Genomic DNA, 26335 nt, shown 5'->3' on the forward strand with positions numbered 1-26335 from the left:
TTAACCAATCCATGGAGGATTTATGGCGAACAAACTCGTGCAGATACACTTTGATTTTCCTGGTCCGTTTGGCGCTGAGATGTCACATCAGCTTGTTGAACTGGCAGAATCCATCAACCAGGAGCCGGGTTTCATCTGGAAAATCTGGACCGAGAACGCAGCAAAACACGAAGCGGGTGGCATCTACCTGTTTCAGGATGAAGACAGCGCTCTGGCCTATATCAAAAAACACACGGCCCGCCTGAAGCACCTGGGTGTGGAAGACGTGACGTGCAAAATCTTCGATATCAATGAACCGTTAAGTAAGATTAACCACGGCCATATCGGCTAATTTTTGGCTTTAACGCCCCGCCCCGGGGCGCTTCTTCACTCCCTTGCTTTACCCTCATCAAAAGCGTTCCCCCTCTTTCACCGCGCCAGGATAGCTATATAACGTGGGTCACGTTTGCCATAGTTCACAAAATCATCATCTGTGAAAACTATCACTAGCCGAACGCGGTTTGAAAGCGTATAAAATAATACAAACAGTATTATTTTATACAAAATGAATTACCACTAACTACAGGAGATTCTCTTATGTCCGTGGACATTACATTGAACTCATCTGCAGGAGGTTTTCCGCCTGCAGGTCATTACTCACACAGTACAACGGCTGGCGGATTCGTCTTCATTTCTGGTCAGTTGCCGGTCACAAGTGATGGCGAAAAAAAAACCGAGGCCTCTTTTGAAGAGCAGACGCGGCTGGTACTGCAGAATATTGATGCCTGCCTGGCTGGCGCTGGGGTTTCTCGACAGCACCTGGTGTCAGTACGCGTCTATGTAACAGATATCAACCAATGGCCAACGTTTAACAAAATCTATGGGGAGTGGATCGGTGATTTCCGGCCCTCCCGCGCGGTAGCGGGCGTTGCAGAACTTCATTATGGTTTCGCGCTGGAAGTTGAAGCTATAGCCCTGGCCCCACAAGCATGACGTTTAACGACATACAGGTGAACAACAATGACTGAGATGACACTGCCTGATTATAACGATGTTGCCGCCGCGGCAGAGCGCATCGCCGACTATGCCAACAAAACGCCGGTGATGACCTCCCGAACGGTTAATGACGAATTTGGTGCTGAAGTTTTCTTCAAGTGCGAAAACTTCCAGAGAATGGGCGCGTTTAAATTTCGCGGAGCCATGAATGCGTTACGCCAGTTCACGCCAGAACAACGCGCTGCGGGCGTCGTCACCTTTTCGTCCGGCAACCATGCGCAGGCCATTGCCCTGTCGGCAAAATTGTTGGGGATCCCGGCGACGATTATCATGCCGCATGATGCCCCGGCGGCTAAAGTTGCAGCCACAAAAGGCTATGGTGGAAATGTGGTGATTTACGATCGCTATACCGAAGATCGTGAAAAAATCGGACGGGAGCTGGCAGAGAAACAAGGATTGACGCTGATCCCGCCATACGACCATCCGCACGTGATTGCGGGCCAGGGTACCGCCACAAAAGAGCTGATTGAAGAAGTGGGTCAGCTAGACGTTCTTTTCGTGTGTCTGGGCGGCGGCGGCCTGCTTTCGGGCTCCGCACTGGCAGCCAGACATCTGTCACCTGACTGCATCATCTATGGTGTCGAGCCGGAGGCAGGAAACGATGGTCAACAATCGTTTCGCAGCGGAAAGATTGTTCATATCGATACGCCGAAAACCATTGCTGACGGTGCTCAGACCCAACATCTCGGGAATATTACGTTTCCGATTATCCAGCGAAATGTGCACGATATTCTGACTGTCTCAGACGATGAATTAGTCGCCTCGATGAAATTTATCGCTGAGCGAATGAAAATTGTCGTGGAGCCGACTGGCTGTCTGGGTTTTGCCGCCGCCAGAGCGCGCAAAGCTGAACTTCGCGGCAAAAAAATCGGCATTATCATCAGCGGTGGGAACGTGGATATCAGCCGCTACAGTGAATTCCTTGCCGGGTAATCAAGAAGGTATCTGCCATGCGGATACCTTATTACCGTCTGAACACTCGCGTCTGGAAAAGCGAACCCTGCTCACTGTAAACTGCCCGCAATCATGGCAACAGGCATCACCGCAGGAGACTGGCATGCCAAAAACCGATAACAACTCACTTCTCAGCCAAATTGACACTATCGCCAGGGGCTTGAGCGAGACCTTCTCTCCGTTTTGCGAAGTGGTGGTTCATGATCTCAAAAATCCTGAACATGCCATTTTATCCATCCATAATAACCTGTCCGGGCGAGAACCCGGTCAACCGGCAACAGAACTGGGTCTGGCGCGAATCGCATCGCCTGAATTTCCCAGCATTATTGCCAACTACAGCAACCAGTTTGCCGATGGCCGCCCGGTGAAAAGTACCTCCATCGGCATCAAGGATGACGAAGGCAAATACGTAGCAGCACTCTGTCTGAACGTGGATATGACGCTGTTTCGTGGCATGCAGAGTGCTCTTGCGCGTTTTACTGAAACCGCGGACTCTCCCATTAAGGAACATATCGATCCCGGCAGTAACGAAGTCATCCGCCAGCGTATCGATGACTTTGCCGCTAAATGCGCAACGACGGCCCGCGCCCTGAAACCTGAAGACCGTAAACGACTGATTCAACAATTACGCAAAGACGGTTTGCTGAACGTACGAAAATCTATGGACACAGTGGCGCAGCATCTGGGCGTCTCCAGAGCAACCGCGTATCTGTATGCCCGCCAGTCGGCTCAGGCTGGCGAATAAACCCGGTTATGCGGCGCTCAGCAAGGTATATCCGCCTGGCTCAGGCAGCAAGCCAGCGCGGCATATTCCCCCAATCGCGGTGCATCCAGCCATTGATAAGTTCATTAAGTTGCTGACGATCCCGTAGGTGATTTTGCATATTTTGAATTCCTGATAATTGACTATTTTTGAACGTCTGCTACGCCTGTGTAATCTAATCCCGGGAATAGGCAAAAGTTTGATTTATTCAACAAGGTTACCCGCCGATAAAACAACGATTCCCTGTCGCTGCACAAAAAAATAAACCTTTATGATCGTGTGATTTTTTAACAACCACAGAGTGAGTGTTTTTTGTACAGACACAACAAAAATCACCGTCCGTTAATAACAGACTTCGCCTGATTTAATAAATATTCATAACCATTAAACATGGTAACCCATTGATTTAAATGAATTAAAATACAAATAACTTCACATCATCAATAATAGACAGGCGGAATATATAAATAGCGTGATATCTAAATTATAATTCTTTTACATCCGGCTGATTGGTGAGGTTAGAATGCGGTTAATAGTCATGTTGGTAAGCGTTGTGCTCTCCACCCAGCTTTGGGCGGGTGAACTTTCCAGGCCCACCGGTAAAGTTCTTTTAACGTTATCCGGTAATATTGAAAATACAAATGAAGACGGGAAAGCGGTTTTTGATACCGCCAGCCTTGAGAAGCTGGGCATGGTAAGTTTTCAGACTACCTCCCCCTGGTATAATGGACGTACGACCTTTACGGGTATTCCACTACAAAAACTCATGGATTATGTTGGGGCGAGCGGCTCCGTTGTAAAGGTTACTGCGCTTAATGACTACACCACCGTTATCCCTCTCAGTGATTTCAAAAAATACAATGCCATCCTTGCTTTAAAAATCAACGGAAAATATATGCGCATCCGTGATAAAGGCCCATTATTCATTGTGTACCCCTATGACAGCATGCCGGAACTAAATAATCAGATTTATTATTCAAGGTCTGCATGGCAGGTCAGCAGTATGGATATTGAGTAAGCGTTCAGAGGAACATCATGAACAGAATACTGGCTGGCATCATCTTTTTTCTTTTTATATCGACCGGATATATCTCTTTCCTCGTGCATGAAAGGCAACAAGAGCTACAGAAACTGACTCACTACACCGATTCCTGGTCTGCCGCTCAGTTGGTATCACAATATTACCGATTTGAATCGTTGCTTGGTCTTTACACTATCGATGATACGATGAATCTTGATGATGTACGCATGCGTCTCGACATTATGCTCAGCCAGAGTGATTTGATAAAAGAAGGTGATTTGGGGCGCTACATAGAAAGCAATATAGCCCACCGTGAGCTAGCGGTAACACTTGAAAATATCCTTAGTTATCTGGATGATAATCTCGAGAAAATGAACCGTCCAGCACTCCAGGCGTATCTGAAAAAAATGCATACCCTGGATGCACAACTTGGGCGTCTTTCATCCGGCGCATTAAACAAAGATGTTAACTCGATTAATAACGCCAACCAAAAAATTCAAACGCTCTACTATATTTACTCAACGACATCTGTACTGCTAATAATACTGAGTGCGATTCTGGGTGTACTCATTTTTTATCAAAACAGAAATATTCTGCGGGCGCACCTTCAGGTCAAGAGTCTTGCCGAAGAACTGCAGAAATCGAAGGAAAAGCTACAAATTCAGAATGCCAAACTGGAATATGACGTCTACCATGACTCGCTCACCGAGATGAATAACCGTCAGCTATTCTGGAGCGATTTAAATAAAACAATCGAAATGGCAGAGAAAAATAACGATGCTGTGACGGTGATGTTGTTTGATTTAGATCGATTCAAAGAGGTCAATGATACATATGGTCATGATGCCGGTGATATGTTACTGCGCCAGATATCCGATCGTCTGATTTCGACAAGCCTTACGTCGGATACGTTGTATCGCTTAGGCGGGGATGAGTTTGCGTTTCTCTCAAGTGGTCTGACAGAAAGTCGGGCCGTTTCGCGAGCCCAGAAAATATGTGAGTTTATCAGCCAGCCCTACACCATTTACAACACAATTATCAACATAACCACCTGTGTTGGCATTGTTATCTCAGAAAATGAGCGTCGCTCTGACTATCTTTATAAATTTGCCGATCTGGCCCTTTATGAAGCCAAAAATGAAGGCTCTGGCAAAATAAAAGTCTTCCGGCAACGAATGTTAGAAAAACTGCAGGAAAGCAGAACGCTTGAGCATGATATGGCATTAGCAATAGTGAACAAAGAGTTCGTGGTGTATTACCAGCCTATTGTCGATTCTTTCAGTCAGAAAATATACAGCTATGAGGCGCTTATTCGTTGGGTCCATCCTCTCAAGGGCCTCTTGTCGCCGGATAGCTTTATTCCTGTTGCTGAAAAAACAGGGATGATTAATGAGATGGGGAAAGCGGTGCTGGAAATTGCCTGCAGGGAAGCCGCGGGTTGGGCGGTTCCGGCTAAAATTTCAGTCAATGTCTCCCCTGTCCAGCTAAGCAGCAAGGCCTTTGCAGGAATCGTGTTAACCATTCTGAAAGAAACTGGACTTCCACCTGACCGCCTCGAACTGGAAGTGACTGAATCCTCTCTCTTTACCGAGAGTGCTACGCCGATAAATACGCTTAATAAGCTCCGGGCCCTGGGGGTAAAAATCTCCATCGATGATTTTGGTACCGGATACTCTTCTCTTTCGCGCCTCAGCAGACTTGCCTTCGATAAAATCAAAATAGACAAGTCCTTTGTGCATTCGATATCTACGCAGGAAGACGCCCTGACTATCATCAAACTGATCACGGGCATGGCGAAATCTCTCAATATGAAGGCTGTTGCAGAAGGTGTTGAAACGCAGGAGCAACTGACAAGACTTCAGGCTCTGGGCTGCGATTTCGCGCAAGGATATCTGTTTGGCAAACCTCAGCCTTGTATCGATGAAGAAATCAGAAACGGTTAAATCGCGGCCGGCACATTTGCCCGTGGGTGCAGGGCCGCATTTTTATCATAGATTACACACCGTGAAAGTTATCCCTGCTTAAACGCATCAGAAAACAGCAGGGATAACCTTCGCGAACAACGGATATTTTTGCCCCAGATTTACTCGCTATCAGGCTAATTAATCATTAACCGTAGGGCTAAATCCTTCGGATAAGGATCAAAATAGTTCTGGGTAAGTAAATAGCTGTCTGGGTATTCAGCAAGGTAGTGCTTGAGCAGAGTCAGTGGCGCCAATATTGGCAGCAGTCCGCCGCTATAGTTGAGGATAACGTCACGCAACTCTCCGCGCTGGCGGGTGTTCAACCGATCGCGGAAGTAGCCCTGAATATGCATCAGTACGTTGGTGTGATTTTTCCGTGAGGCGGGCTTTTTGAGGATCGCCATTAGCTTTTCGCGATATACCACGAAAAAAGCATCCAAATCATCCCACTGATGGAGCGAGGCCACGAAAGGGCCAATATCCCGGTAACCCGCCTGGTGATGAGCCAAAAGCTGGAGCTTATAGCGGCTGTGGAAGTTGAGTAAACCGTGGCGAGTAAGACCAGAGGCTCGCAGCATATTAAGCTCATGTAACGCGAACACTCGCTCGACAAAGTTCTCCCTCAGCACCGGATCGTGCAAGCGGCCATCTTCTTCGACCGGCAACCACGGGTAGGTTTCCATTAATGTGCCAGTAAACAGACCGGTTCCCTCTTTTCGCCCGCGATTTCCCTTATCGTCATACAGCCTCACTCTCTCCATTCCGCAGCTCGGTGATTTAGCACAGACGATAAAACCCGACAGACCGCCAAGCCCATTGATATATGAAGCGGTGAAATCGGACATTTTATCGGTTACATCCTCACCAGGTGCATGGCTAAAACACATGCGGATATTCCCTTGGGTGGTTTGAACCAAACGCAACGCGGGGCGTGGTACAGGCAAACCGATGGACATCTCCGGGCAGACAGGTTTAAAAGTCACCCACTGAGCCAGCTCGTCCATCACAAACCCCATCCGTTTATGCCCGCCGTCAAATCGCACGGCTGAGCCGGTTAAACATCCACTAATCCCGATGACAGGTTGAGTGTTCATAACGCCCCCTCTTTTTTTGACGCCCTTTTTCGGGAAGAAAAGTATGACTGTTTCACTAATAAATCATAGCGTACGTTATTTATCTGTCGCAGGCTCCCTACGAAAAACAGGTTAACCAATTTAAGTAAATATGCGCAGCGAAAGTTGGTAATTCCCCTGAACGGTTCTATAGTCGGGACTGCTTCTCATTACAGGGTTCACTAATGCGATTTAACGGACTGACTAAAGGTTTCTTCATTTTCATACTTGCCCTTGTGACCTGGGCGTTCTTCGATGTGTTGTCTCCCTATTTCTCTGCCATTTTGTGGGCCGCAATCTTAACCACCATCTTTAACCCGGTGAAAAACAGACTGCGCAGCGCGCTTGGCGAACGTAACGGGCTGGCGTCACTGCTCACCATCGGCATCATCTGTCTGATTGTTTTTATCCCACTGATGGTGATCTTCTCCTCGTTGGCTATTGAGCTGAACGTGGTGTATGCCAAATTACAACAAAACGACACTCAGTTCCCGGAAGTGGTCACCGCCATTATTTCGTATCTTCCTGACTGGGCCAGAGGATTCCTCGCAGAACATAATCTGGATAACGTCGCGCAGATCCAGAAAAAACTGTCCGACGTTGTACTGCAGGGTGGACAGTACCTCGCCGGCAGCGCGTTCCTGATTGGTAAAGGGACATTCGGCTTTGCTATTAGCTTTGGGATCATGTTGTATCTGCTGTTTTTCTTACTGAAGGACGGGCCGTACCTGGTGCGCCAGATTCTGGACTCATTACCGCTTTCTGATTTTGCCAAACAGCACCTGTTTGCCAAATTCGTCGGCGTGACGCGGGCAACGGTCAAGGGCACAGCGGTCGTGGCGTTGGTTCAGGGTATTCTTGGCGGCATCGCGTTTGCAATTGTCGACATCGACGGCAGCGTCCTGTGGGGCGCGCTGATGGCGTTTCTCTCCCTCGTGCCCGCGGTCGGCTCAGCGATCGTCTGGGTACCTGCGGCAATCTTCCTCTTCGCCACGCACCAGCTGTGGCAAGGGCTGTTTATCGTTGGCTTCTTCGTGATTATCGTCGGGCTGGTGGACAATATCCTGCGCCCGCTACTGGTGGGTAAAGACACCAAAATGCCGGATTATCTGATTCTGATTTCCACTCTCGGCGGAATGGAGATCTACGGCATTAACGGCTTTGTGATTGGCCCCCTGATTGCCGCACTGTTCATTACCTGCTGGAACCTGTTTTCCGGGCGCGATCATGAAGGTAACGTGGAAGGAATTGACGAAACCTTTATGGAAGAAGGAAAAAATCCTCCAGATTTATGATGGCAGGACGATAACAGAAGGCGGTCCTGAGACCGCCTTTTTTATTTTCACGCAAAATCATACGTTTCCTATAATTTCAATCATGCTTATTCATTAATCGTCGCAGAAGGAACTAATCAGTGCGAATTGCCACAATCACCAACTGGGCCTACAGCGCGACGGTATGTCTGACCATTGCCTCCGGCGTTGTCATGTTGATGGCCTCCAGCGCCGATAACACCGAACGCCAGGTGGTGGAGCAGCGTTATCAATTCGATCAACTGACCGAAGAAGTCGAGCTCGATGCCTGGTCGCTGTCCAGTCTGGCACGCGAATATGTTATTGCAAAAGACCCGGAAGCGCTTAACGCCTACCGCCAGAAAGAAGCGTCGCTGAAAGCCGTTGAACAGCGACTGTCGAAACTAAAAGACATTGGGGCGACGGATGAAGAGCTGGCGCTATTGCATGAAGGGCTACAGATTGTTGATGCCCTGCAGGATGAGCAAGCTGCGGCGCTTGCCAGCGTCGCGCGCGGAGAAGAGTCGCAGGCCATCGCCCTGCTGTATGGCAAATCCTATGAACAGGAACTGGAGCGAGCCCAGGACCGGATAGATCATTTCCGTCAGTTACTCGACAGCCGCGTACGCAACACCATTGAAGATGCCACTCAGACTTCGCGCACGCTACGTACGGCTTCGGAAGTGATGGTCGGGCTGACGGCTCTGCTATTTTTGTTCGTTCTCGGCTTTATTTTAAAACGCCGCGTACTGCGTCCCGTGGTGCGTTTGAGCGATGTGGTTAACCGTCTGGCGTCGCAGGATTACGCCGTTGAGACACCCAGCTTTAATCAGATCGACGAAATCGGCGATATGGCGCAGGCGATCCGCATTTTTCGCGAGAACGGCCTGGCACGTCAGCGACTGGAGAAAGAACGAGACGCCGACTGGGCAATCCGCGAGCTGCTCGCACGTATGACTCAACGTTTGCAAGGCTGCGAGAATTTTGCCGATGTCATTAATGTGGCAGAGCTGTTTGCGCCGAATGTTGCTCCCGGTATTGCCGGGCGACTTTACATACTGGATCGAGAGCCCTGGCAGATGCGCTGCGTTGCGCAATGGCTTTCACCGCAGGGCAAAGCGGATGCTTTCCACCCGGACGAATGCTGGGCAGTGCGCCGCGGTCAGAGCCATCCACCGGTGCAAGGCGAACCCGATATCGCCTGCTACCATCTACCGGAATCATGCCAGCAGCATACCCTGTGCGTGCCACTGATTGCCCAGGGTGAAGCCATCGGCCTGCTCTCATTCCAGAACCTCAGCAATGATTCCGCTCCCTCTCGCGCGTATCTGGAACTGATGGCGGAAGCACTAGGGCTGGCGTTAGCCAACCAGCGCCTGCGTGATGCGCTGCTGGAGAAAGCGCTCTACGACCCGCTAACCGGCCTGCGCAACCGTCACCATCTGGAAGATACGCTGCGCACCCAGATGAGCCAGGCAGTGCGTAACAAAGAGCCAATCAGTTGTCTGATGATCGATATCGATCATTTCAAAAATATTAACGACCGCTTTGGCCATGAGGCGGGCGATAGCGTGATAAAAAGTATCGCCACCACTATTCAGCGCGTTGTCCATGACAGTGGCATGGCCTTCCGCTACGGCGGTGAAGAGTTTCTGGTGTTGCTGGCCAATACGGATGAGCAGGCCGCCAACCGCTTTGCGACAGATATTTATAATGGTGTACGCGAACTGTCGCTGCGCTTTGGACTCTCAGAGATTGGTCACGTTGATGTCTCTATCGGCGTTGCCAGCTATCCGCAGCACGCCCAGAGCGACAATCTTCTGCGCGCCGCAGACGTGGCGCTGTATCGCGCGAAAGAGTTAGGCCGTTCGCGCATCGTGAGCTTTGGCATGCTGGAAGCGAGCTAAGATACGTCAGTACGCCGCGCATTGCTTTACCTCTGCGCCAGGCGGTGATATGTTGACTGGATGAACACAAAACACGATATCACCGCGTTTAATCACAACCTGTGGTGGCTGCCTTCTTAAAGGCGGTCAGAATGTGTTTTCCCCATTTTAAATAACCGCCGAAAGGCGGTTATTTGCATTTAAAGACCCCTTTCGGTTTTTTGATTAAGGAGTCTTACATGAACAACAAAACTATCATCCTCACTGGCGATCGTCCCACTGGCCCGCTGCATCTCGGCCACTATGTTGGCTCTCTGCGCCAGCGCGCCACGCTGCAACATGATTATCAGCAGTTTATATTGGTTGCTGACCTGCAAGGGCTAACCGATAACGGCAGCACACCACAAAAGATCCGCAACAATATTCCCGAAGTGCTGGCTGATTACCTCGCCGCAGGAATCGACCCGTCACTCACCACCATTTGTCTGCAGTCGGCCCTGCCCGCCCTCGCTGAGCTGACCGCGCTTTATATGAACATTGTTACCGTGGCTCGCGTGGAGCGAAATCCTACGGTCAAAAACGAAATTGCGCAGAAAGGATTTGCCCGCTCGTTACCGGTTGGCTTTCTGGTTTATCCCATCAGCCAGGCAGCAGATATTACCGCTTTCAAAGCCGAGGTGGTTCCCGTCGGCGACGATCAGTTGCCCATGATCGAACAGACCAATGAGATCGTGCATAAGATGAATAGTCTGTTACCGACCTCTGTCTTGTCGCATTGTAAAGCGCTACTGAGTGAGACCAGCCGTCTTCCAGGGATCGACGGTAATGCCAAAATGTCAAAATCGCTCGGCAACACTCTACTCCTGTCCACCAGCGAAGAGGCCATTCATCATGCGGTCAGCGCAATGTACACCGATCCCAATCATCTAAAAGTGTCCGATCCGGGGCAGATTGACGGCAATATGGTATTTACTTACCTCGATGCTTTTCATCCGGATAAAGCGAAAGTGGCGGAGATGAAAGCACATTATCAGCGCGGCGGGCTGGGTGACCGGACATGCAAAAACGAGCTGGAGATGTGCTTGCAGGAGCTTATCGCCCCGATGCGCGAGCGGCGGGCAACCTACATCCAGGATAAAGGTATGCTGATGGCGATGCTCAAAAAAGGAAGCGAAGAGGCGCACGAGGTCACGCAGCAGACATTAAAAGAAGTAAAGCAAGGGCTGGGTTTGCCGGTGTTCTGAACTCAAAGTACTACTGGTTCGATAAATAAAGATAGCTCCCGACGAATGACAATCGCCGGGAGTGGCGCAGCTCTGCGTTGACGCGTAAAGATAACCTCTGTCACAGAGGCTAATTAATTCGCTGTTTAATAATCCACTCAAGACGATATGTCGTTTTTTATGCAGTGCTATTTCTACCCGGCCCTTCAATTATTTCAGCTAATCATTATGAATTACCCATTACATGTACGGGTTCGAAATCCTCACCTTGCCTGAGATATGATTATTTGTTAAATTAACCGCATTAGCGTTAAATACATTGAGCATTACACAGACGCTATTTATACAATAATGAATGATGGAGTTAAAATGAAGTATGCGTTTGCATTAATGTTGAGTATGGTATTATCAGGTTGTACCGCAAATGATTGGGTGGATGCTGCAAGTGGGATAATGCAGGCAAAAGACCAACATGATAAAGACGCAAGAAACAATCGCATCAAAGAAGCCAACAGGGCTGCAGGCTACTGATATCTAAATGATTAATACATCCCTCTTCTTGTCTTTATAAACAGAAGAGGAATGGTATTCTAAACAAATTTACTGACTAAATAGCACAATTAAAATTGGTGTATAGCGCATACATATCCTTGCAGAGAATATAATAATCTAACGCTCAGTCCGCTCCGCGCCAGATGCTGGCTTTGCAAGTCCCCTATCCCTATTCCTCATGTGAAAATGGCACTAATTGAAAGATGCCAATCCACTTCCTCATGTATATCTATATCCACACATAGTCATAAAGAAAGGATGGATGAAGATGCTAAGAGGTAAAAGAGCTGTAATTACGGGTGGAGGTGGAGGATTTGGTCAGGCGCTGTGCGTGTGGCTGGCGCGAGAAGGCGTCGAGGTGAATTTTTGCGCGCGGCGTGCTGATGATATTCAAAAAACTTGCAGTATCATCGCGGCTGAAGGATGGATTGCAAAAGGATATATCTGTGATTTAACCCAGCCTGAATCCCTTTCGCAGTTTTCTTCACAGTTGTTAACTTCAGACAAGCCCATCGACATTTTAATCCTCAATGCCGCCCAGTGGCTGTCAGGAACGTTAGACGATCAACCAGACGCAGAAATTATCAATACCATCAGTTCAGGCCTGACAGGTGCGATTATATTGACTCATGCATTGTTGCCTGGGTTAAGACGTTCAGAAAGCGCGGATGTCGTCTCAATAATATCTTCATGTGGGATTCCGAATTTTACGGATTCAATTGCGCATCCCGCTTTTTTTGCCAGCAAACACGGGCTTAGCGGATTCACATCTAAACTGTCACACCAGTTGTCCGAAGAAAATATACGTGTGACCGGATTGTATCCACCGGATTTCGAACTTACAGGGTTAGATACGTTTGTCGATAGTCAATCCAGAATGGGGGAACGTTTATTAAATGGACGCTCAGTCTGGGAAACAATTCGTTTTGTGCTCGCTCAACCGCGTAGTTGCCATATAGGTAGTATCTACTTTCAAGGTCCAACTCGCGAGAAACTGAGTTCCAGAGGCTGGCGTTGCTAACTCCCCCAAGATAATAATCATTGGAGCTCTTCTCAAGTACAGAGCGTTTAACTGTTTTGTTAAAGCCTGAACAATAGTACTTTTCCCGCTTTCTGGCAGGAAGCTGAAAATGATTAGAATAGTTTGGCTATGAAATGATGAAATCCAAAAGTAATAAAACACATTAGCCCCTGACTTGAGGGATTTTGCGCCTCTATTACCACAAGCGATATGACAAGCGTCGAAAAGTATTACTGCCAGTCTTACTCGTGGCAGTCCTTGGGTCTGTCAGCGTAGCCGTTCCATGCCAAAATCGGTCATAGCTGACCTGGTGGGAGCGAACTTGCAAAATGAAACATTTAAAAAAATATAGAAGTCTAACCCGTCAAACAATCAGATTGATGCTCAAAAGGATCTCAAGCAGATCCTTATGATTTTTCTGATCGTTATGTCCTACCACTCACCATACGGATAGGTTTTACCTTTGATGAAATCACGCATAAAGGGATCGTAGCCGTTAGCCTCGATGTAACTGAAATCAATTTTGTTAGGAACATTTTTGCATATCAACATGTTATTCCCCGTCAGGGTAAATTGCCGTGCAGGATGCTGGAGCACAACAGGATCGCCGTTATCTGGGCATTGAAGTCGATGATGCGTTAGAGATCTCTGAATCGATTGAAGTCTAAGGTTGTCAGGGCTGCAACAGCAGCCCTGTGCCAATGGCAGACTGGCAACGAACGAATCAAAGAGCAGATGCCGTTCTTACTACAAAACAGTGGTCAAATTTCTTGACCAATCCCAGGAAAGAAATCTTCAGCAACTCTATTAAATTGCATTAGTCAATCCTGAAACTGAAAGCCTGCATCGATAATAGATCCATATAGAGTATTTACCAGCCCAAAAGCCCTAACGGCACAATATGGTTGTGGAATACCTCAGTGGGATGAAACAAAGGAAACAAAGCAATTCAATACCCGGCTAACCTCACGATTTTTAAGCCATATCATCATAGTATTGACATTACCAATGTGAGGAGTAATAGAGTGGCACCGTATGGGGAAGCTCGTTTCATACTGTTTGACGACGCTCTCAGGCAATAATGCAATGCCCATTCCGGCACTTACGCAACCAAGTATTGCCTGAAAAGAACCAAACTCCAGCGGGTCGTCATAATCGACATTTTGTAGCCGTAACCATTGCCCAAGCCGGGAACGATAATTACATCCTTTCACAAAGACGAGCGGCCTTGTCACCTCCAGATCGGCTCCCGTCACGACATCACCATGCTCTGCGGCCGTAACCAGAACCAGGGTTTCCTGACACAGCACCTGCGTTTGTAGCCTTGAATTGTCTACGTGCAACGCCTTGTGGTCAGCGACGAAGGCAATTTCAAGTTCACTATTCTGGATCTGACGAACTAACACATCTGTCGGTGACGTTTTTAAGTTTAATTCTACGGAGGGCATTTCACGGTGGAAGTTTGCCAGCAAAGCAGGAAGTCGGACGGCGGCAGTGGTTTCCATTGCGCCAATGCGCAGAGGGCCAGCCGCTTTCGTTCCCTGCATAGACAACTCGGCTTCGTCTAAAAGCGCGAGGATTTTGTTAGCGTAACGCAGAAGCAGTTCACCTTCAGGGGTGATGTGAAGACGATTCTTCTCGCGAACAAACAACGAAACATCCAGGCTGGACTCCAGTTGCTTGAGCCGCGTCGTGACGTTTGAAGAAACGCAGTGCAGATTACGGGCTGCTGCGGTGATAGAGCCGGTTTCCGCGACGGTTTTAAACAAATTTAATGAGGTACTGTTCATCGTGTCTGTCACTCAAAGTGAAGGTTTTCGTCATTTTTATTAACTTTTTATTAGCATTTCTTTATGTAACATAACAATCAAATCTGATTGACATATTGAGCCTGAAAAATGGATCTTGATCACAATGTTATTGGCCATCGCCAGTTGAGCACGGCTGTCTTCGGTATGATTGTTTTAACGCTGGGGATGGGAATTGGTCGGTTTTTATATACTCCGATGCTGCCGGTCATGTTGCATGAAGGCATTTTTAATTTTTCGCAATTATCGTTAATCGCAAGCGCGAATTACGCCGGATACCTGGTTGGCAGCCTCCTGTTCTCGTTTGGTATTTTTGGTGGCCTGAAGAATATCAAAACGATGTTAATTTGTGCTGCATTAGTCACCGGCCTGCTTATTTTTGCGATGGCAGTAGTCACGCACCCTGATATAGTAATTGTTATTCGATTTTTCGCCGGTGTTGCCAGCGCAGGCATGATGATATTCGGGTCGATGCTTATGCTACAGCATACCCATAATCCGTTTGTCATTGCTTCTTTGTTTGCCGGCGTCGGGGTGGGTATTTTTATAGGCAATGAATATGTTATAGCCGGTATCGCATATGCATTAAATTCAAAGCTACTATGGATCGGCGCGTCAATCATTTCAGCTGTACTCTTCATCGCGCTGATTATCTTGCTGCCTGCAAATAAACACGTTCTACCTCCTCAGAAAAAAGCTTCGTCATCCGAGCCGAACATCCAGTGGTGGAATTTAGCATTGTTATATGGACTGGCAGGCTTCGGTTATATCATTGTAGCTACTTATCTCCCTTTAATGGCCCGGGGAGTGGGTAATGAATTTCTGGCCAACCATATCTGGTCTATTGTTGGCCTTGCCGTTATCCCAGGATGCTATGGTTGGTTATGGGCTGCACGCAAGTGGAGCATATTGTCCTGCCTGAGTGTTAACTTAATTGTGCAGGCGAGCTGCGTTGTGATGGCCTCGTTTATCCATTCCCCGCTTTTATTGACCTTGAGTTGTATTGGCTTTGGTGCAACTTTCATGGGAACCAGTTCTCTCGTTATGCCACTCGCGAAAAAGATTTCTGCACCACAGAAAATTAATCTTCTGGGTCTGGTGACGTTAACATATGGCATTGGGCAAATTGCCGGGCCATTAATCGTGAGTGCGTTTCAGAACAATAAAAACGGGATGACTATTTCAATATTATCTGGCGCTTGTGCGTTATTTATCGCAGCAGGGATTAGCTATGTTCAACACAGCAAAGTTAAATACTCTCAAAGTTGGAGTAAAGAATGAAAAAGACAACCGTTGCTATTATAGGAATGGGGCCTCGGGGGCTTAGTATTCTGGAAAGGATTTGTGCTCAGCATGCACAACGTAAACAGAATGAACATATTAATATTGTTATCGTTGATAAAAATGCGATGGGTGTAGGTGCGCACAGTTTATCGCAGCCCGACCATTTATTGGTTAACACCGTTGCTTGCCAGATAACATTATTTGGTGATGCGACGGTAAAAAATGCCGGATCTTTCCGTTCAGGGCCATGTTTTCATCAGTGGGCTAATGAGCAGGGCTATAAAAATGTTGATGGCCGTTATTTAAAAGACGTGGCTGGCAAACCAATTGACGCCAACGATTATTTACCTCGTCGATTATTAGGTGAATACTTAAATTGGTTTTATCACGAAATTATCAAAAGTTTGCCTGACAATATCTCGGTTACACAGATAAATCAGCAGGCCAACAACATTCTGATTCAGGACGATGCGAAGTCTATTATTGTCTTGGAAGACAGTCAGCGTGTGGTGGCCGATTACGTCTATTTAACCACTGGTCACAGCGACAACGCCAAAACGTTTGACGATCATCTTGTTGAACGATTTATTGCCAATAATTATAAGAAAAATGAACGCCTGGACTACTATTCGACTCCTTATCCAATAAATAATTTGAATAAAATAACAGCGGAATCAAATGTGATTGTTCAGGGTATTGGTCTGACTGCCTATGATGTCATTTCGCAACTCACTATCGGCAGGGGTGGAAAATTTAGCCGGGAAGATGGTGAGCTTCGCTATCATCCTTCCGGAAAAGAACCGGGTATTTTTATCTATTCACGTAAGGCTCTACCTTTTAGCAGTCGCGGCGCGAATCAAAAAGGCGTTTCTGGGCAGTACTCCCCACGCTTCTTAACGGCAATGGCTATCAGAGAATTGCGGTTGAAAAATGTGTTTGAGAAAGGATCTTCAAAAATCGATTTTCTTGAACAAGTTTTCCCCTTACTGCATAAAGAAATGTGTTATGCCTATCGTTCAACCCTAAATGGGCAGTGGTTAGATGCTGGCTCTTATGAACCGAGCGCTGAAGACATCGCGGTAATTGACAGTGTGCTTTATCCACATCAATCGCAGGAACATCTGAGTTTAAAGGATTATACTCAATGGTTTATGTATTTCCTGCGTAAAGATCTCCAGGAGTCTGAGGAGGGCAATGTCCATGGCCCGATCAAAGCGGCGACAGACATTATTCGTGATGTCAGGGATATTTTACGAGAAGCGATTGATAATTCAGGGCTTGAATCGCGGTCACATCAGTATTTCCTTGAGCATTTTAATCCCATTTTTAACCGCATTGCCGTTGGCCCGCCGAAGTTAAGAAATGAACAACTATTAGCATTAATGGAAGCGAATGTGGTGAGTCTGGCCGGTGGTAAAGATTCAAGGTTAGTATTGAACGACTGCGAAGGAAAATTCGAAGTTCACTCACCTTTTAAAGAAGAGAGTACTGAGATTCAGGCTGATGTTTTAATCAAGGCGAAAATTGCCAGTTTTTCGCCACTACATGACGCTTCACCGTTAATCAGAAATATGACAGCCAATGGTATTGTTCGTCCATTTATGAATGAGGGGTATCACCCGGGTGGGCTGGATATCGATCAATGCCAGCATCCTATTAATCGCATGGGGGAAGCGCAGACGACTTTTTGGGTGCTGGGCAATCCTGCGGAAGGCGCGAATTTTTACACCTACGTCCTGCCACGTCCGCTGGTTAATTCAAGATTCCTGGTTGATGCAGGCCGTTGTGTCGCAGATATGTATCATCAAATGATGGTGCGGCAGGCTCAGCCAGAGGTAGCGATAAATGCAGACTGAGCAAATCCAGGCCCGTGGCAAGGCGTGGCAATCATTGCAACCTGCGTTAGCGATAACATCATTGCTGGTATTTCTGTTCGCTTGTGCGTTGACGGATAAACATGCGGCGATGTCGGCTATTGCGGGAGTTACCGCCGTGCTCTACTTCGCATCGACATTTGCTTTCTGGTCAAAAAAATCATCCGCCAGAAGTGGTGTGATTATTTTTCTCTGCTCGATGATGTTTCTTCTTGCTACAAACAACCTGAAAGGCATTGTGCTCCCTGCAATTTTTTCGCGATATTTTGATGTGATTTTACTGCTTGTTGGTATTGCCTTATTACGACAAGTCATGGCCTCTCTTAATTTTACAGCTGTTCTGGGAGGATATTTTTCGCGTAGAAAAACATCGAACATGACTTTTGGGGTTACGTTATTGACGGCGTTCTTAACATGGCCAATGAGTCTGGGGGCAATATCATTGCTGCTCGATGGCCTCAAGTCAGTTATTGGGCCAAGATTCAACCTGGCAAAGATTATTACGCGCACCGTATGCATTACGATGGTACTGATGCCAACCACCATCGGCGCTGCTGCCGTTTGGGCGGCAATGCCTGACGTACCGCATCTTAAGGCGATGCTGGTGGGTATCCCTCTCTTTTTATTCAGTATCTTGTTCAACCAAAGCGCAAAAGTGACGGTAATCGCTGAAAACGAGACGGTGACACCCAGCTGTGATGGGATGCGGTATATCCTGCTATGTGTAGGTCTGTTCTGGGGAGTATTCATTTTTTCATTAACGGTACTGAATCTTAATTCACTGCAAAGTATTGCCTTTACAGCAGTCGTGCTCTTTGTTGTCGATCATCTGGTTAAAAAGGATAAACCCTGGGCTGAGCAATTAACTGAATCAGCACAGAATATATCCGGTGAGGTATTGTTGCTTTTAAGCTGTAGTGTGTTGACCTCAGTTTGTTGGCTGCTTTTTTCCCATGTACCTGAGGGTATCACTGCTTATGTTGGCGGGCTGACAACGTTTCAGATCTACGCGATTATTTTGTTCATCGTACCGCTTTTTGGTTTATTAGGTATCCATCCACTGATTATCTTTAGTATCGCATGGTCGATATTTTCTGATTATCTTACGGGGGGGATGGTTGATTATCAGATATGGATTTGCTTATTTATTGCAACTCAGCTTATTTCTCCCGTATCGATCAATGCTATTTTCGCCGCAAACAGTCTGAATGTATCACCCAGTAACACCAGTTTTAAAATGCACTACGGTTATGTTCTATCGTTTAATCTCTTTGCACTTGTTTATCTTGGTGCAATGTCAAAAATTATCTAATAAAAGGAGTTCATATGCCCTACGTAAATATTAAAATTACTAATGAAGGTGCTACCGATCAGCAAAAGAAAAAATTAATGGAGGGAGTGACACAACTATTGGTTGATGTCCTGAATAAAAACCCCAGCACAACCATCGTGGTCATTGATGAAGTGGAGACTGATAACTGGGGAATTGGTGGCGTGCCAGTGACGGAGTTACGTAAAAAAAGCAAGTAGAGTTATTTAAAAAGTAAGGAGCCTGCCTCCTTACTTTTGCCCATAGATTATCAGTATAAAAGAGTCTGCAATATTATTTATTGTTGGATATGCATTTCATATCTTATAAGTAGACTGCTCAAACTACCGTATTAAGGACGTTATCTATGCACGCCTATCATCATATTCGACTGGGGAAGACTTCAGCGAAAGTCAAAAATAGTTTTGATGAATTACTACCCGATCCATGGCTTAAGGCTGAAGATGGTATTTTTCGGTTCAGAAGTTACATGCAGGCCAGGGCCGGATGTGAAAAGTATTTTGATCTGTGCGCAGTGGGTGAGTTTTTTCAAGCGGAAAAACTGAACAATTACGCTGGCGGTATTGCAAGAAAATACCCAGAAATAAAACAAGACGTTGCTGAAGAAGTGATGAATCTGGTGTTTCGTAAGCTTTTGCCATTGCTTCCAGACACGACTTACAATATTGGCATTCATCAAATAAGAATAACGACAGATGACCGAAGGCCTGGATATCCCGCTCCAGAGGGTATTCATAAAGATGGTTTTAAGTACATTGCAATCTATTGCAGCGAAATTGAGAATGTGACTGGTGGAGAAACCACGCTTATTCCTAATCATGATGGGGGCAATGATGCCTCTACGTTCAAACTGCATGCGGGCGATGCAGTAATATTCAATGATGTGAATTATCAGCATTATACCGCGGCAGTGGTTCCTTTGTTGCCAGGAAAAGGTTATCGGGATGTATTTGTCATTACATTTGATATTGAATGAGAAAAACAATGAATATCTTGCTGTGTCCACCAAAAATTATTTTTCAGCACTCACGTGAAGAGTGGCAGTCATTGCAATCAGTGGCCCCGGTTCTGATTGTAACGTGCGCAAGCCAGATCGATAATATTCTTGATCATATGGGGGCAGGTTTTTCTTTCCTTTTTTATGAAAACTTTAATGATAATCCCTTCGTGGAAATGGATATTTACCACTACGCCCAGGACAATAAAGCAACGGGTATCTTTTACCTCGCCGAAATCGATGTTCTGAGGGCCGCGCGAATCAGCGATCGTCTGGGTTTGACACACGACCGTGAAAAAAAGGCCATGTTCTTCCGTGATAAATTTATGATGAAATCGCTTGTTCAGTCTCATCAGTTAGCGGTTCCTGCTATGGCACGCGTCGACAGTGCGACTGCGATGGCGCGATTCATTGCCGAACAGGGATATCCCTGCGTCATCAAACCTAATGATGGGCGTGGATCACAGGGCGTGGTGGTTCTTAAAAATGAAGGCCAGCTTTATAAATATCTGGCGCAGGTTAAGCCGCCAGAGTATCACAATCTGCTCATTGAAAAATTTATCGAAGGCGAAGCTTATCAAATTAATGCGTTGTATTTAAAAGGAAAGGCAATATTTGTTTCTGCATCTCGTGCAACCGTCTCCTGCCTGGATTTTCTATCCGGGAAAACATTAGGTCTGGTTATGGAAGATGACACGCCGCTGCATCGTAAACTGATTGCCTACACCAAATATCTTGCTGAAGAGGTTTTTCCAACGGAAGAAAACGCATTGCTTCACCTTGAAGTTTTTGTTGATAAAGATAACAACATTATTTTTGGCGAGCTTGCTTGCCGATTAGGTGGCTGCTTTGTCAATGAAGAATTAGGGGCCGCTTTTGGTCTTGATCCTCGAATGACCTGGCTTAAAGCCAGTTTATGCGAAATCTATCCGCAGGATTTATCGCAAAGACAACCCGTTTTACGGGTTGGCCAATTAAATGTGCCGCCTGCACAGGGCACGCTCCTCTCTATTGCGGAAAAATGTCCATTGCCTTTTGTGGTTAAATATCGGGCAACAGGTGTCGTCGGCCGCCAATATGACGCGATGAAATTAACAAATGGCGAGATCGTGAGTGCTATTGTTCAAGCGGAGTCCAGCCGGGAAATACACGAACGTCTTGATGCATTGACCCAATGGGTTGCTGAAAATACCCTTTGGGTTAACGAAACCGTTCACTGAGTATTTAACACTCCCGGTAGCCAGGAGAAAGGTGTATGAAATTATTGTTAGGTTTTGCTCTTTGTATCCTGGCTGGGTTGGGTTTTACCTATTGCAACGTTCCGTTAGGTATGATGTTTGGCCCACTTATTACCGTGCTGGTGTTAAAACGTACCGGTCTTTCTGTGCCAGTACTGCCGGGCAGCCTGACGGTGATTCAACTCTCTCTTGGTACGTCAATTGGTCTTTTATTTCGCGATTTTTCTTTTGGGGCGCAAGGAAATATCGCATTTTTACTGGTGTTGTTATTAGTATGCTTATCCCTGCAATTCACCGCATGCTACTTGTGGTGTATTCACCGATTACGTTGGAGTAAGGAAGAGGCGTTATTGGGCGCCGTTCCGGGGGCAATGGCAGCGGTATTAGCGCTAGCGTCCCATGTTAAAACGCCGCCGCAAAAAATTATCATTTCGCACTCGCTACGGCTCATCACATTGACCTTATTTGCCGGATATATTACCGGCGGTGCGCAAACCCATATGGCCATGCCGCCTGTATTGTTTGCAACGACTAATGTGCTCTGGCTATTGGGTATTGTCTTTGCGGGCTATGTGTTGGGCAAATGCCTTGAACGCTTCCACTTTCCTGCGCCCTTTATGATCACGTCGTTGCTTTGTGCAGCACTCCTGCACCCTTTGTCATCTCAGACTGTGTTTTTTCCCGATATTTTCAATCAGTTCAGTATGATCCTGATGGGCATATTACTGGGGCATCATTTTATTGCGTTTACGTTGACTGCATTTTTGCGTCATCTTTGGTCTTCAATACAGCTCATTGCTATTGGACTGGGTGTGACGGTCATGATGGCATTTACAGCGGCGCATCTTCTGGATTATCCATTTTATTTATTGATGCTCTCCTGGGTTCCCGGGAGCGTGGAATCAATGTCCTTTGCGGCACTGGCGCTTAACGCGAATGCGAGTTTTGTGATGGCAAGCCATATTATACGCATGTTGCTCATCCAAACGATCCCTGCAATAGTTATCTACCGCAAAAGAGAGGTTATAGAAGGTAATAGCGCTAAAACCAGTAAGCCGACGAGGCCGCTGTAGGGGGTTATGACCTCCGTTATGAGCATAACGTTCGTTGCGAATTTTATACAGCTCATCATGAACAGCCCGTAGGTGGACAGGGAGATCATTCCGCTGGAGAACGCAAGTGCCATTGCTTTTGGCGAACAAACGTGCGTAGCTGACCACAAAAGCGGTTGTTAACATCTCCTGTTCCATCATCGATTCAGTAGTGATTTCAAACTTGGTCGTACGAAGCCGACGATAAATGTAACTAAGGCTTGTTGTAGTAGGTATTACCTTTATAAGTCTAATCAGACTTTCAATCTCTTTATCGCAACCGCTAATAATCTCCGCCCCTTTCTTCATTATTTGTTCAAAAGGCGCTCTTAGATCAGCTGGTAATTTGCTAAAAAATTCTTCAGAGACGCTGTAATAGTCGTTGCCTTCAAAAATAGGAGGTGGTGACATAGCTATCTGGGTAAACCCTGTGTTGAGAAATTGCACCATTTTCAAACTAACTGGCGGTGTAAGTATCCCTGCAAAACGAATCATTCACTTTTATAGAGCTTCCGACTGACTGCTTTTGTGCTTACGAGACTAACTTCCGCTCCTCGCCCACAACGGACATTCGCTCAGTTAGCTTATCCGTTCAGTACCAGAAACAGACGAGCTTGTCCTTACAGAACTTAAACGCGGGTCAGAACATGTCCCCTCCCGTCAACAAAGCATCTGTCGATGCTCAGCTAGTGGCGATGCATGAAAACCACAAAATCAACAAATGTTTAAAATAATAATTTTGTTTAATTAAAAATAAAGTCATGCTACTGTGCTACTACACTTTCTTTAGGGCAAATCTGACACATGTCTATCGTACGCTACCCCACGACCAAGCCTTTTCCCTTTTCAGACGCCGTGCAGGTGAACGGGTTTGTTTTTCTTTCAGGCCATGTCGCCATGAGCCCCGAAGGTGAACCGTTGTATGGATCTGTCACCCAGCAGACCCGGCATATCATGCACGCCATCCGGGAAACTCTGGCGCGGGCGCATACGACGCTGAACCACATTGTGAAAGTCCAGGTTTGGTTAAGCAGCATGGAGCACTTTAGCGAATTCAATGTTGCTTACAGCGCGTTCTTCCCGGAAGGTTTCCCCGCAAGGAGCGTCGTCACCAGCCACCTTGCATTTGATTTAGACGTCGAAATAGAAGTCCAGGCCGTTGTCTGATGGAGAGAGCAAAATGAAAGACGAACGTGAACGTTTAATCACTATTTTGACGGCTTCGCTTGAGGCATTGAGAACCACGCTTCCCTTAAACACAGAAGCGGTTCTGCATGACCTTACCCGCCCCGAATCGTCCGTGATAAACATCATTAATGGACACGTCAGCGGCAGGAAACCCGGTGATGCGCTGTTGTCCGGCCCGGAAAATGACACGGGATTTTTAGGTTTACTGGATGCTTCGCAGCGTGTTCCCAGTCAGGTATTCAGTGGATATACCACCACCACTCTCTCTGGCACCACGTTGAATAGCGCATCGACGATTTATTACAGCAAGGACGGCGTGCCGTTAGTGGCTTTTTGCATTAACGTCGATATGGATGTGGTATCAAAACTCAAACGCGACCTGGACTATTTACTCCATCCGGCCGCCGCGGCTGAAACGCCGGAAAATCCGCTAGGTGATATTCAGGATAAATCTCTGGATGACGTTATTTCGAAATTCAGACCCACGGGTTCAGAAAATAAAATTGATTTCAGAAAACGGGTTATTTCTGAAATACATGCTCAGGGCTTTTTCAAGATTAAAGGCAGCGTTAATCATGTCGCTAAAGCGCTGGGCGTCACCCGATACACCGTTTACAACTATCTGGATAAATTAAATGACAAAGTCTGACACCACAGTAATTCCTTTTTATCAGGTTGATGCTTTCACCTCTCAACCTTTTGGCGGCAACCCGGCGGGCGTTTGTCCGTTAACTGCGTGGCTGCCTGACGCTGTTCTGCAAGCCATCGCCACGGAGAATAATCTTTCTGAAACCGCGTTTTTTGTGCCGTTCGAGGAGGGTTATCAACTGCGCTGGTGTACGCCTGCGGTTGAAGTGGATTTGTGCGGTCATGCCACTCTCGCTGCATCCTGGGTGCTGTTCAACAAGCTTGGCTACCAACAAGAAACTATCAGCTTCCACACCCGCAGCGGCCTGTTGACGGTGAGTAAGAACGGGGACGAACTCTGCATGGACTTCCCGGCTAAATCGGCCATAAAGATTGATACTCCTGATGGGCTGCTGGCAGCCCTCGGCATTACCGACGGTGTTATCGGGGTGTGGAAATCGGACGATCTGATTGTACTGGTCGATGACAAAACCATCATCGACGGGCTTAATCCTGACTTCAACAAGCTGGCGGTATTCGACACCCGCGGCGTGATCGTGACCGCCGCTGATAACCAGTTTGATTTTGTGTCCCGTTGGTTCGGCCCGCAGGTCGGCGTGAACGAAGATCCCGTCACCGGGTCGGCACACACTTTCCTCGCCCCGTTCTGGGCGGCGCGTACGGGTAAAAATGTCCTGACCGCTCAACAAGGCGGGAAGCGTAAAGGGGCGTTGCGCTGCGTGGTTCGGGATGACGGGCGCGTGGAATTGCATGGCTTCGCTCGTATGACCATCGAAGGAATATTCCAGTTGTAATGACGATGTATGACCGGAACGGTAACCAGGCATATAATGACCACGCCTTCCAAAGCATGATGTTTATATAAAATAAGAGTTAATAATGACAGCAAACACCAGACTTTCATTGCCAGAGACAATGGCTCTTGGCGGGATGACCCTTGCGCTTTTTTTGGGTGCAGGCAATATTATATTCCCGCCGCTGGTCGGCATGCAGGCTGGCGCAAACGCCTTTAATGCAGGCTTTGGCTTTATCATCACAGCGGTTCTGTTCCCGGCGCTGGCGATTATTTCCCTTGCCATTAATGGCGGTGATATCGCGGAATTAACGAAACCCTTAGGCAAATGGCCGAGCCTGATTTTTATTGGCATTTGCTTTTTAACGCTGGGGGTTTTATTTGGTACGCCACGCACCGCGACGATTAGCTACGAGGTCATCACCGATGGCGCAGCTAGTTCCCTGATGCAGAAGATTATATTTTCCGCCGCGTTCTTTGGCCTTGCTGGCGCGACGCTGGCTAAACCCGGAAAACTGCTGGAAATCGTCGGTTTCTTCCTTTCGCCCATTAAAATTAGTGCCCTGATTTTTATCGGCATATGTGCCTGGTTACATCCGATTGGTGACCTCACGACCGCCACAACCGCGTATCAAACTCACGCATTCGATACAGGGTTTGTCAACGGTTATCAGACCCTGGATGTGATCAGTGCGCTGTGCTTTGGCGCCATTATCACCCACACGCTTAAGCAGCGCGGGATCCACCATCCGCGGGGCATCTTCACCCATTCCACCGCCGCAGCCTTTATTGCCGCTGCAGGTCTGGCCGTGATTTATATCTGCTATCTGTCGATGGGGTCCCACAGCCCGGTGCGGGGCGCAACGAACGGTATGCAGGTGATGAGCGCCTATGTCGAGACTGTTTTTGGCGTTTATGGCCGGGTGTTGTTGGCGGCGATCATTACCCTCGCCTGTCTGGTCACGGCCATTGGTCTGACGACCGGAACGGCGCGCTATTTCAACCAGACGACCGGTGCGTCTTATGGGCTGCTGGTGACGCTCTCCCTGATGGTGTCAGCAGCACTTGCCGTGCTGGGACTGAATTCCCTCACCGCAATGGCGGTTCCCGTGCTGTGCGCCATTTACCCGGCTGCGCTGGTCGTGGTCGCGCTGGGCATCGTTAGAAAATGGACAGAAGTGCCGACGAATCTGTATCAGTTGCTTTTCTATAGCGCCCTGGCAGTGGGAATAATGAGCTTGTTTGTAAAATCCTGAATGAA

The 26335-nt window shown here is 47.3% G+C and carries 24 protein-coding genes; 22 read left to right on the plus strand and 2 right to left on the minus strand.

The features are described 5' to 3' along the window. The first annotated feature begins 22 nt into the window (after nt 1-22). From HV229_RS13240 to HV229_RS13265, 6 genes are all read left to right on the plus strand, one after another. On the plus strand, nt 23-331 hold the full coding sequence (locus HV229_RS13240) for a monooxygenase (RefSeq protein ID WP_065554475.1): 309 nt from the start codon (nt 23-25) through the stop codon (nt 329-331). Between the two features lie 245 nt (nt 332-576). Then, nucleotides 577-972, plus strand: a complete 396-nt coding sequence (locus HV229_RS13245; protein ID WP_019076721.1) for a RidA family protein — start codon at nt 577-579, stop codon at nt 970-972. A gap of 27 nt (nt 973-999) precedes the next feature. Continuing rightward, complete coding sequence (locus HV229_RS13250; RefSeq protein ID WP_019076720.1) at nt 1000-1968, plus strand: threo-3-hydroxy-L-aspartate ammonia-lyase; 969 nt, start codon at nt 1000-1002, stop codon at nt 1966-1968. A 124-nt stretch (nt 1969-2092) separates the two neighbouring features. Next, nucleotides 2093-2734 carry a PAS domain-containing protein gene (locus tag HV229_RS13255; RefSeq protein WP_016152975.1) on the plus strand — a complete coding sequence of 214 codons (642 nt, stop codon included), beginning with the start codon at nt 2093-2095 and terminating at the stop codon, nt 2732-2734. A 541-nt stretch (nt 2735-3275) separates the two neighbouring features. Next, the gene (locus HV229_RS13260) at nt 3276-3770 is read left to right on the plus strand and encodes a molybdopterin-dependent oxidoreductase (RefSeq protein ID WP_016152974.1); all 495 of its coding nucleotides are present in this window, start codon (nt 3276-3278) and stop codon (nt 3768-3770) included. A 17-nt stretch (nt 3771-3787) separates the two neighbouring features. Next, complete coding sequence (locus tag HV229_RS13265; RefSeq protein ID WP_047500552.1) at nt 3788-5716, plus strand: bifunctional diguanylate cyclase/phosphodiesterase; 1929 nt, start codon at nt 3788-3790, stop codon at nt 5714-5716. A gap of 155 nt (nt 5717-5871) precedes the next feature. On the opposite strand, the gene HV229_RS13270 is transcribed toward HV229_RS13265, so the two are convergent. Then, a complete protein-coding gene (locus HV229_RS13270; RefSeq protein WP_181545638.1) occupies nt 5872-6831 on the minus strand; it encodes a DUF523 and DUF1722 domain-containing protein in 960 nt (319 codons plus the stop codon). A 203-nt stretch (nt 6832-7034) separates the two neighbouring features. Between HV229_RS13270 and HV229_RS13275 the strand changes: the two genes are divergently transcribed. From HV229_RS13275 to HV229_RS13295, 5 genes are all read left to right on the plus strand, one after another. After that, nucleotides 7035-8144, plus strand: coding sequence for an AI-2E family transporter (locus tag HV229_RS13275; RefSeq protein ID WP_181545639.1), 1110 nt, complete (start codon nt 7035-7037; stop codon nt 8142-8144). Between the two features lie 119 nt (nt 8145-8263). Continuing rightward, complete coding sequence (locus tag HV229_RS13280) at nt 8264-10048, plus strand: diguanylate cyclase (protein ID WP_019076715.1); 1785 nt, start codon at nt 8264-8266, stop codon at nt 10046-10048. A 218-nt stretch (nt 10049-10266) separates the two neighbouring features. After that, the gene (trpS, locus tag HV229_RS13285) at nt 10267-11271 is read left to right on the plus strand and encodes a tryptophan--tRNA ligase (protein WP_181545640.1); all 1005 of its coding nucleotides are present in this window, start codon (nt 10267-10269) and stop codon (nt 11269-11271) included. A 348-nt stretch (nt 11272-11619) separates the two neighbouring features. Beyond that, nucleotides 11620-11781 (plus strand): hypothetical protein, encoded by a 162-nt coding sequence (locus HV229_RS13290; protein WP_016152967.1) that lies wholly within the window; start codon nt 11620-11622, stop codon nt 11779-11781. A 289-nt stretch (nt 11782-12070) separates the two neighbouring features. Further along, entirely contained in the window at nt 12071-12823 is a 753-nt protein-coding gene (locus HV229_RS13295; RefSeq protein ID WP_065554499.1) for an SDR family oxidoreductase, read from the plus strand. Nucleotides 12824-13740: 917 nt separating this feature from the next. Here the strand turns inward: HV229_RS13295 and HV229_RS13305 are convergent. Next, on the minus strand, nt 13741-14613 hold the full coding sequence (locus tag HV229_RS13305; RefSeq protein WP_016152964.1) for a LysR family transcriptional regulator: 873 nt from the start codon (nt 14611-14613) through the stop codon (nt 13741-13743). A gap of 108 nt (nt 14614-14721) precedes the next feature. On the opposite strand from HV229_RS13305, the gene HV229_RS13310 reads away from it, so the two are divergent. The 11 genes from HV229_RS13310 (at nt 14722) to brnQ (ending at nt 26330) form a co-directional block, all read left to right on the plus strand. Further along, the gene (locus tag HV229_RS13310) at nt 14722-15912 is read left to right on the plus strand and encodes an MFS transporter (protein ID WP_046276354.1); all 1191 of its coding nucleotides are present in this window, start codon (nt 14722-14724) and stop codon (nt 15910-15912) included. Then, nucleotides 15909-17771: an FAD/NAD(P)-binding domain-containing protein gene (locus HV229_RS13315; RefSeq protein ID WP_047417694.1), complete on the plus strand. Its 1863-nt coding sequence runs from the start codon at nt 15909-15911 to the stop codon at nt 17769-17771. The genes HV229_RS13310 and HV229_RS13315 overlap by 4 nt, the downstream gene beginning before the upstream one ends. After that, nucleotides 17761-19101, plus strand: coding sequence for a hypothetical protein (locus tag HV229_RS13320; protein ID WP_181545641.1), 1341 nt, complete (start codon nt 17761-17763; stop codon nt 19099-19101). Before HV229_RS13315 ends, HV229_RS13320 begins: the two co-directional genes overlap by 11 nt. A 14-nt stretch (nt 19102-19115) precedes the next feature. Continuing rightward, nucleotides 19116-19319, plus strand: coding sequence for a 4-oxalocrotonate tautomerase family protein (locus HV229_RS13325; protein ID WP_016152960.1), 204 nt, complete (start codon nt 19116-19118; stop codon nt 19317-19319). Between the two features lie 146 nt (nt 19320-19465). Further along, nucleotides 19466-20095, plus strand: a complete 630-nt coding sequence (locus tag HV229_RS13330) for a 2OG-Fe dioxygenase family protein (RefSeq protein ID WP_181545642.1) — start codon at nt 19466-19468, stop codon at nt 20093-20095. Between the two features lie 8 nt (nt 20096-20103). Further along, on the plus strand, nt 20104-21336 hold the full coding sequence (locus HV229_RS13335) for an ATP-grasp domain-containing protein (protein WP_181545643.1): 1233 nt from the start codon (nt 20104-20106) through the stop codon (nt 21334-21336). 35 nt (nt 21337-21371) lie between these two features. Next, nucleotides 21372-22427: an AbrB family transcriptional regulator gene (locus HV229_RS13340; RefSeq protein ID WP_047417713.1), complete on the plus strand. Its 1056-nt coding sequence runs from the start codon at nt 21372-21374 to the stop codon at nt 22425-22427. An 822-nt stretch (nt 22428-23249) separates the two neighbouring features. Next, nucleotides 23250-23612, plus strand: coding sequence for a RidA family protein (locus tag HV229_RS13345; RefSeq protein ID WP_032947028.1), 363 nt, complete (start codon nt 23250-23252; stop codon nt 23610-23612). Between the two features lie 13 nt (nt 23613-23625). After that, entirely contained in the window at nt 23626-24282 is a 657-nt protein-coding gene (locus tag HV229_RS13350) for a PAS domain-containing protein (RefSeq protein WP_047358844.1), read from the plus strand. After that, nucleotides 24269-25075, plus strand: a complete 807-nt coding sequence (locus HV229_RS13355; RefSeq protein WP_047358845.1) for a PhzF family phenazine biosynthesis protein — start codon at nt 24269-24271, stop codon at nt 25073-25075. The genes HV229_RS13350 and HV229_RS13355 overlap by 14 nt, the downstream gene beginning before the upstream one ends. Before the next feature lie 85 nt (nt 25076-25160). Beyond that, entirely contained in the window at nt 25161-26330 is a 1170-nt protein-coding gene (gene brnQ, locus HV229_RS13360) for a branched-chain amino acid transport system II carrier protein (protein ID WP_181545644.1), read from the plus strand. Nucleotides 26331-26335 lie beyond the last annotated feature (5 nt).

The sequence above is a fragment of the Citrobacter sp. RHBSTW-00524 genome (genome assembly GCF_013747755.1).
Classification (GTDB): domain Bacteria; phylum Pseudomonadota; class Gammaproteobacteria; order Enterobacterales; family Enterobacteriaceae; genus Citrobacter; species Citrobacter braakii.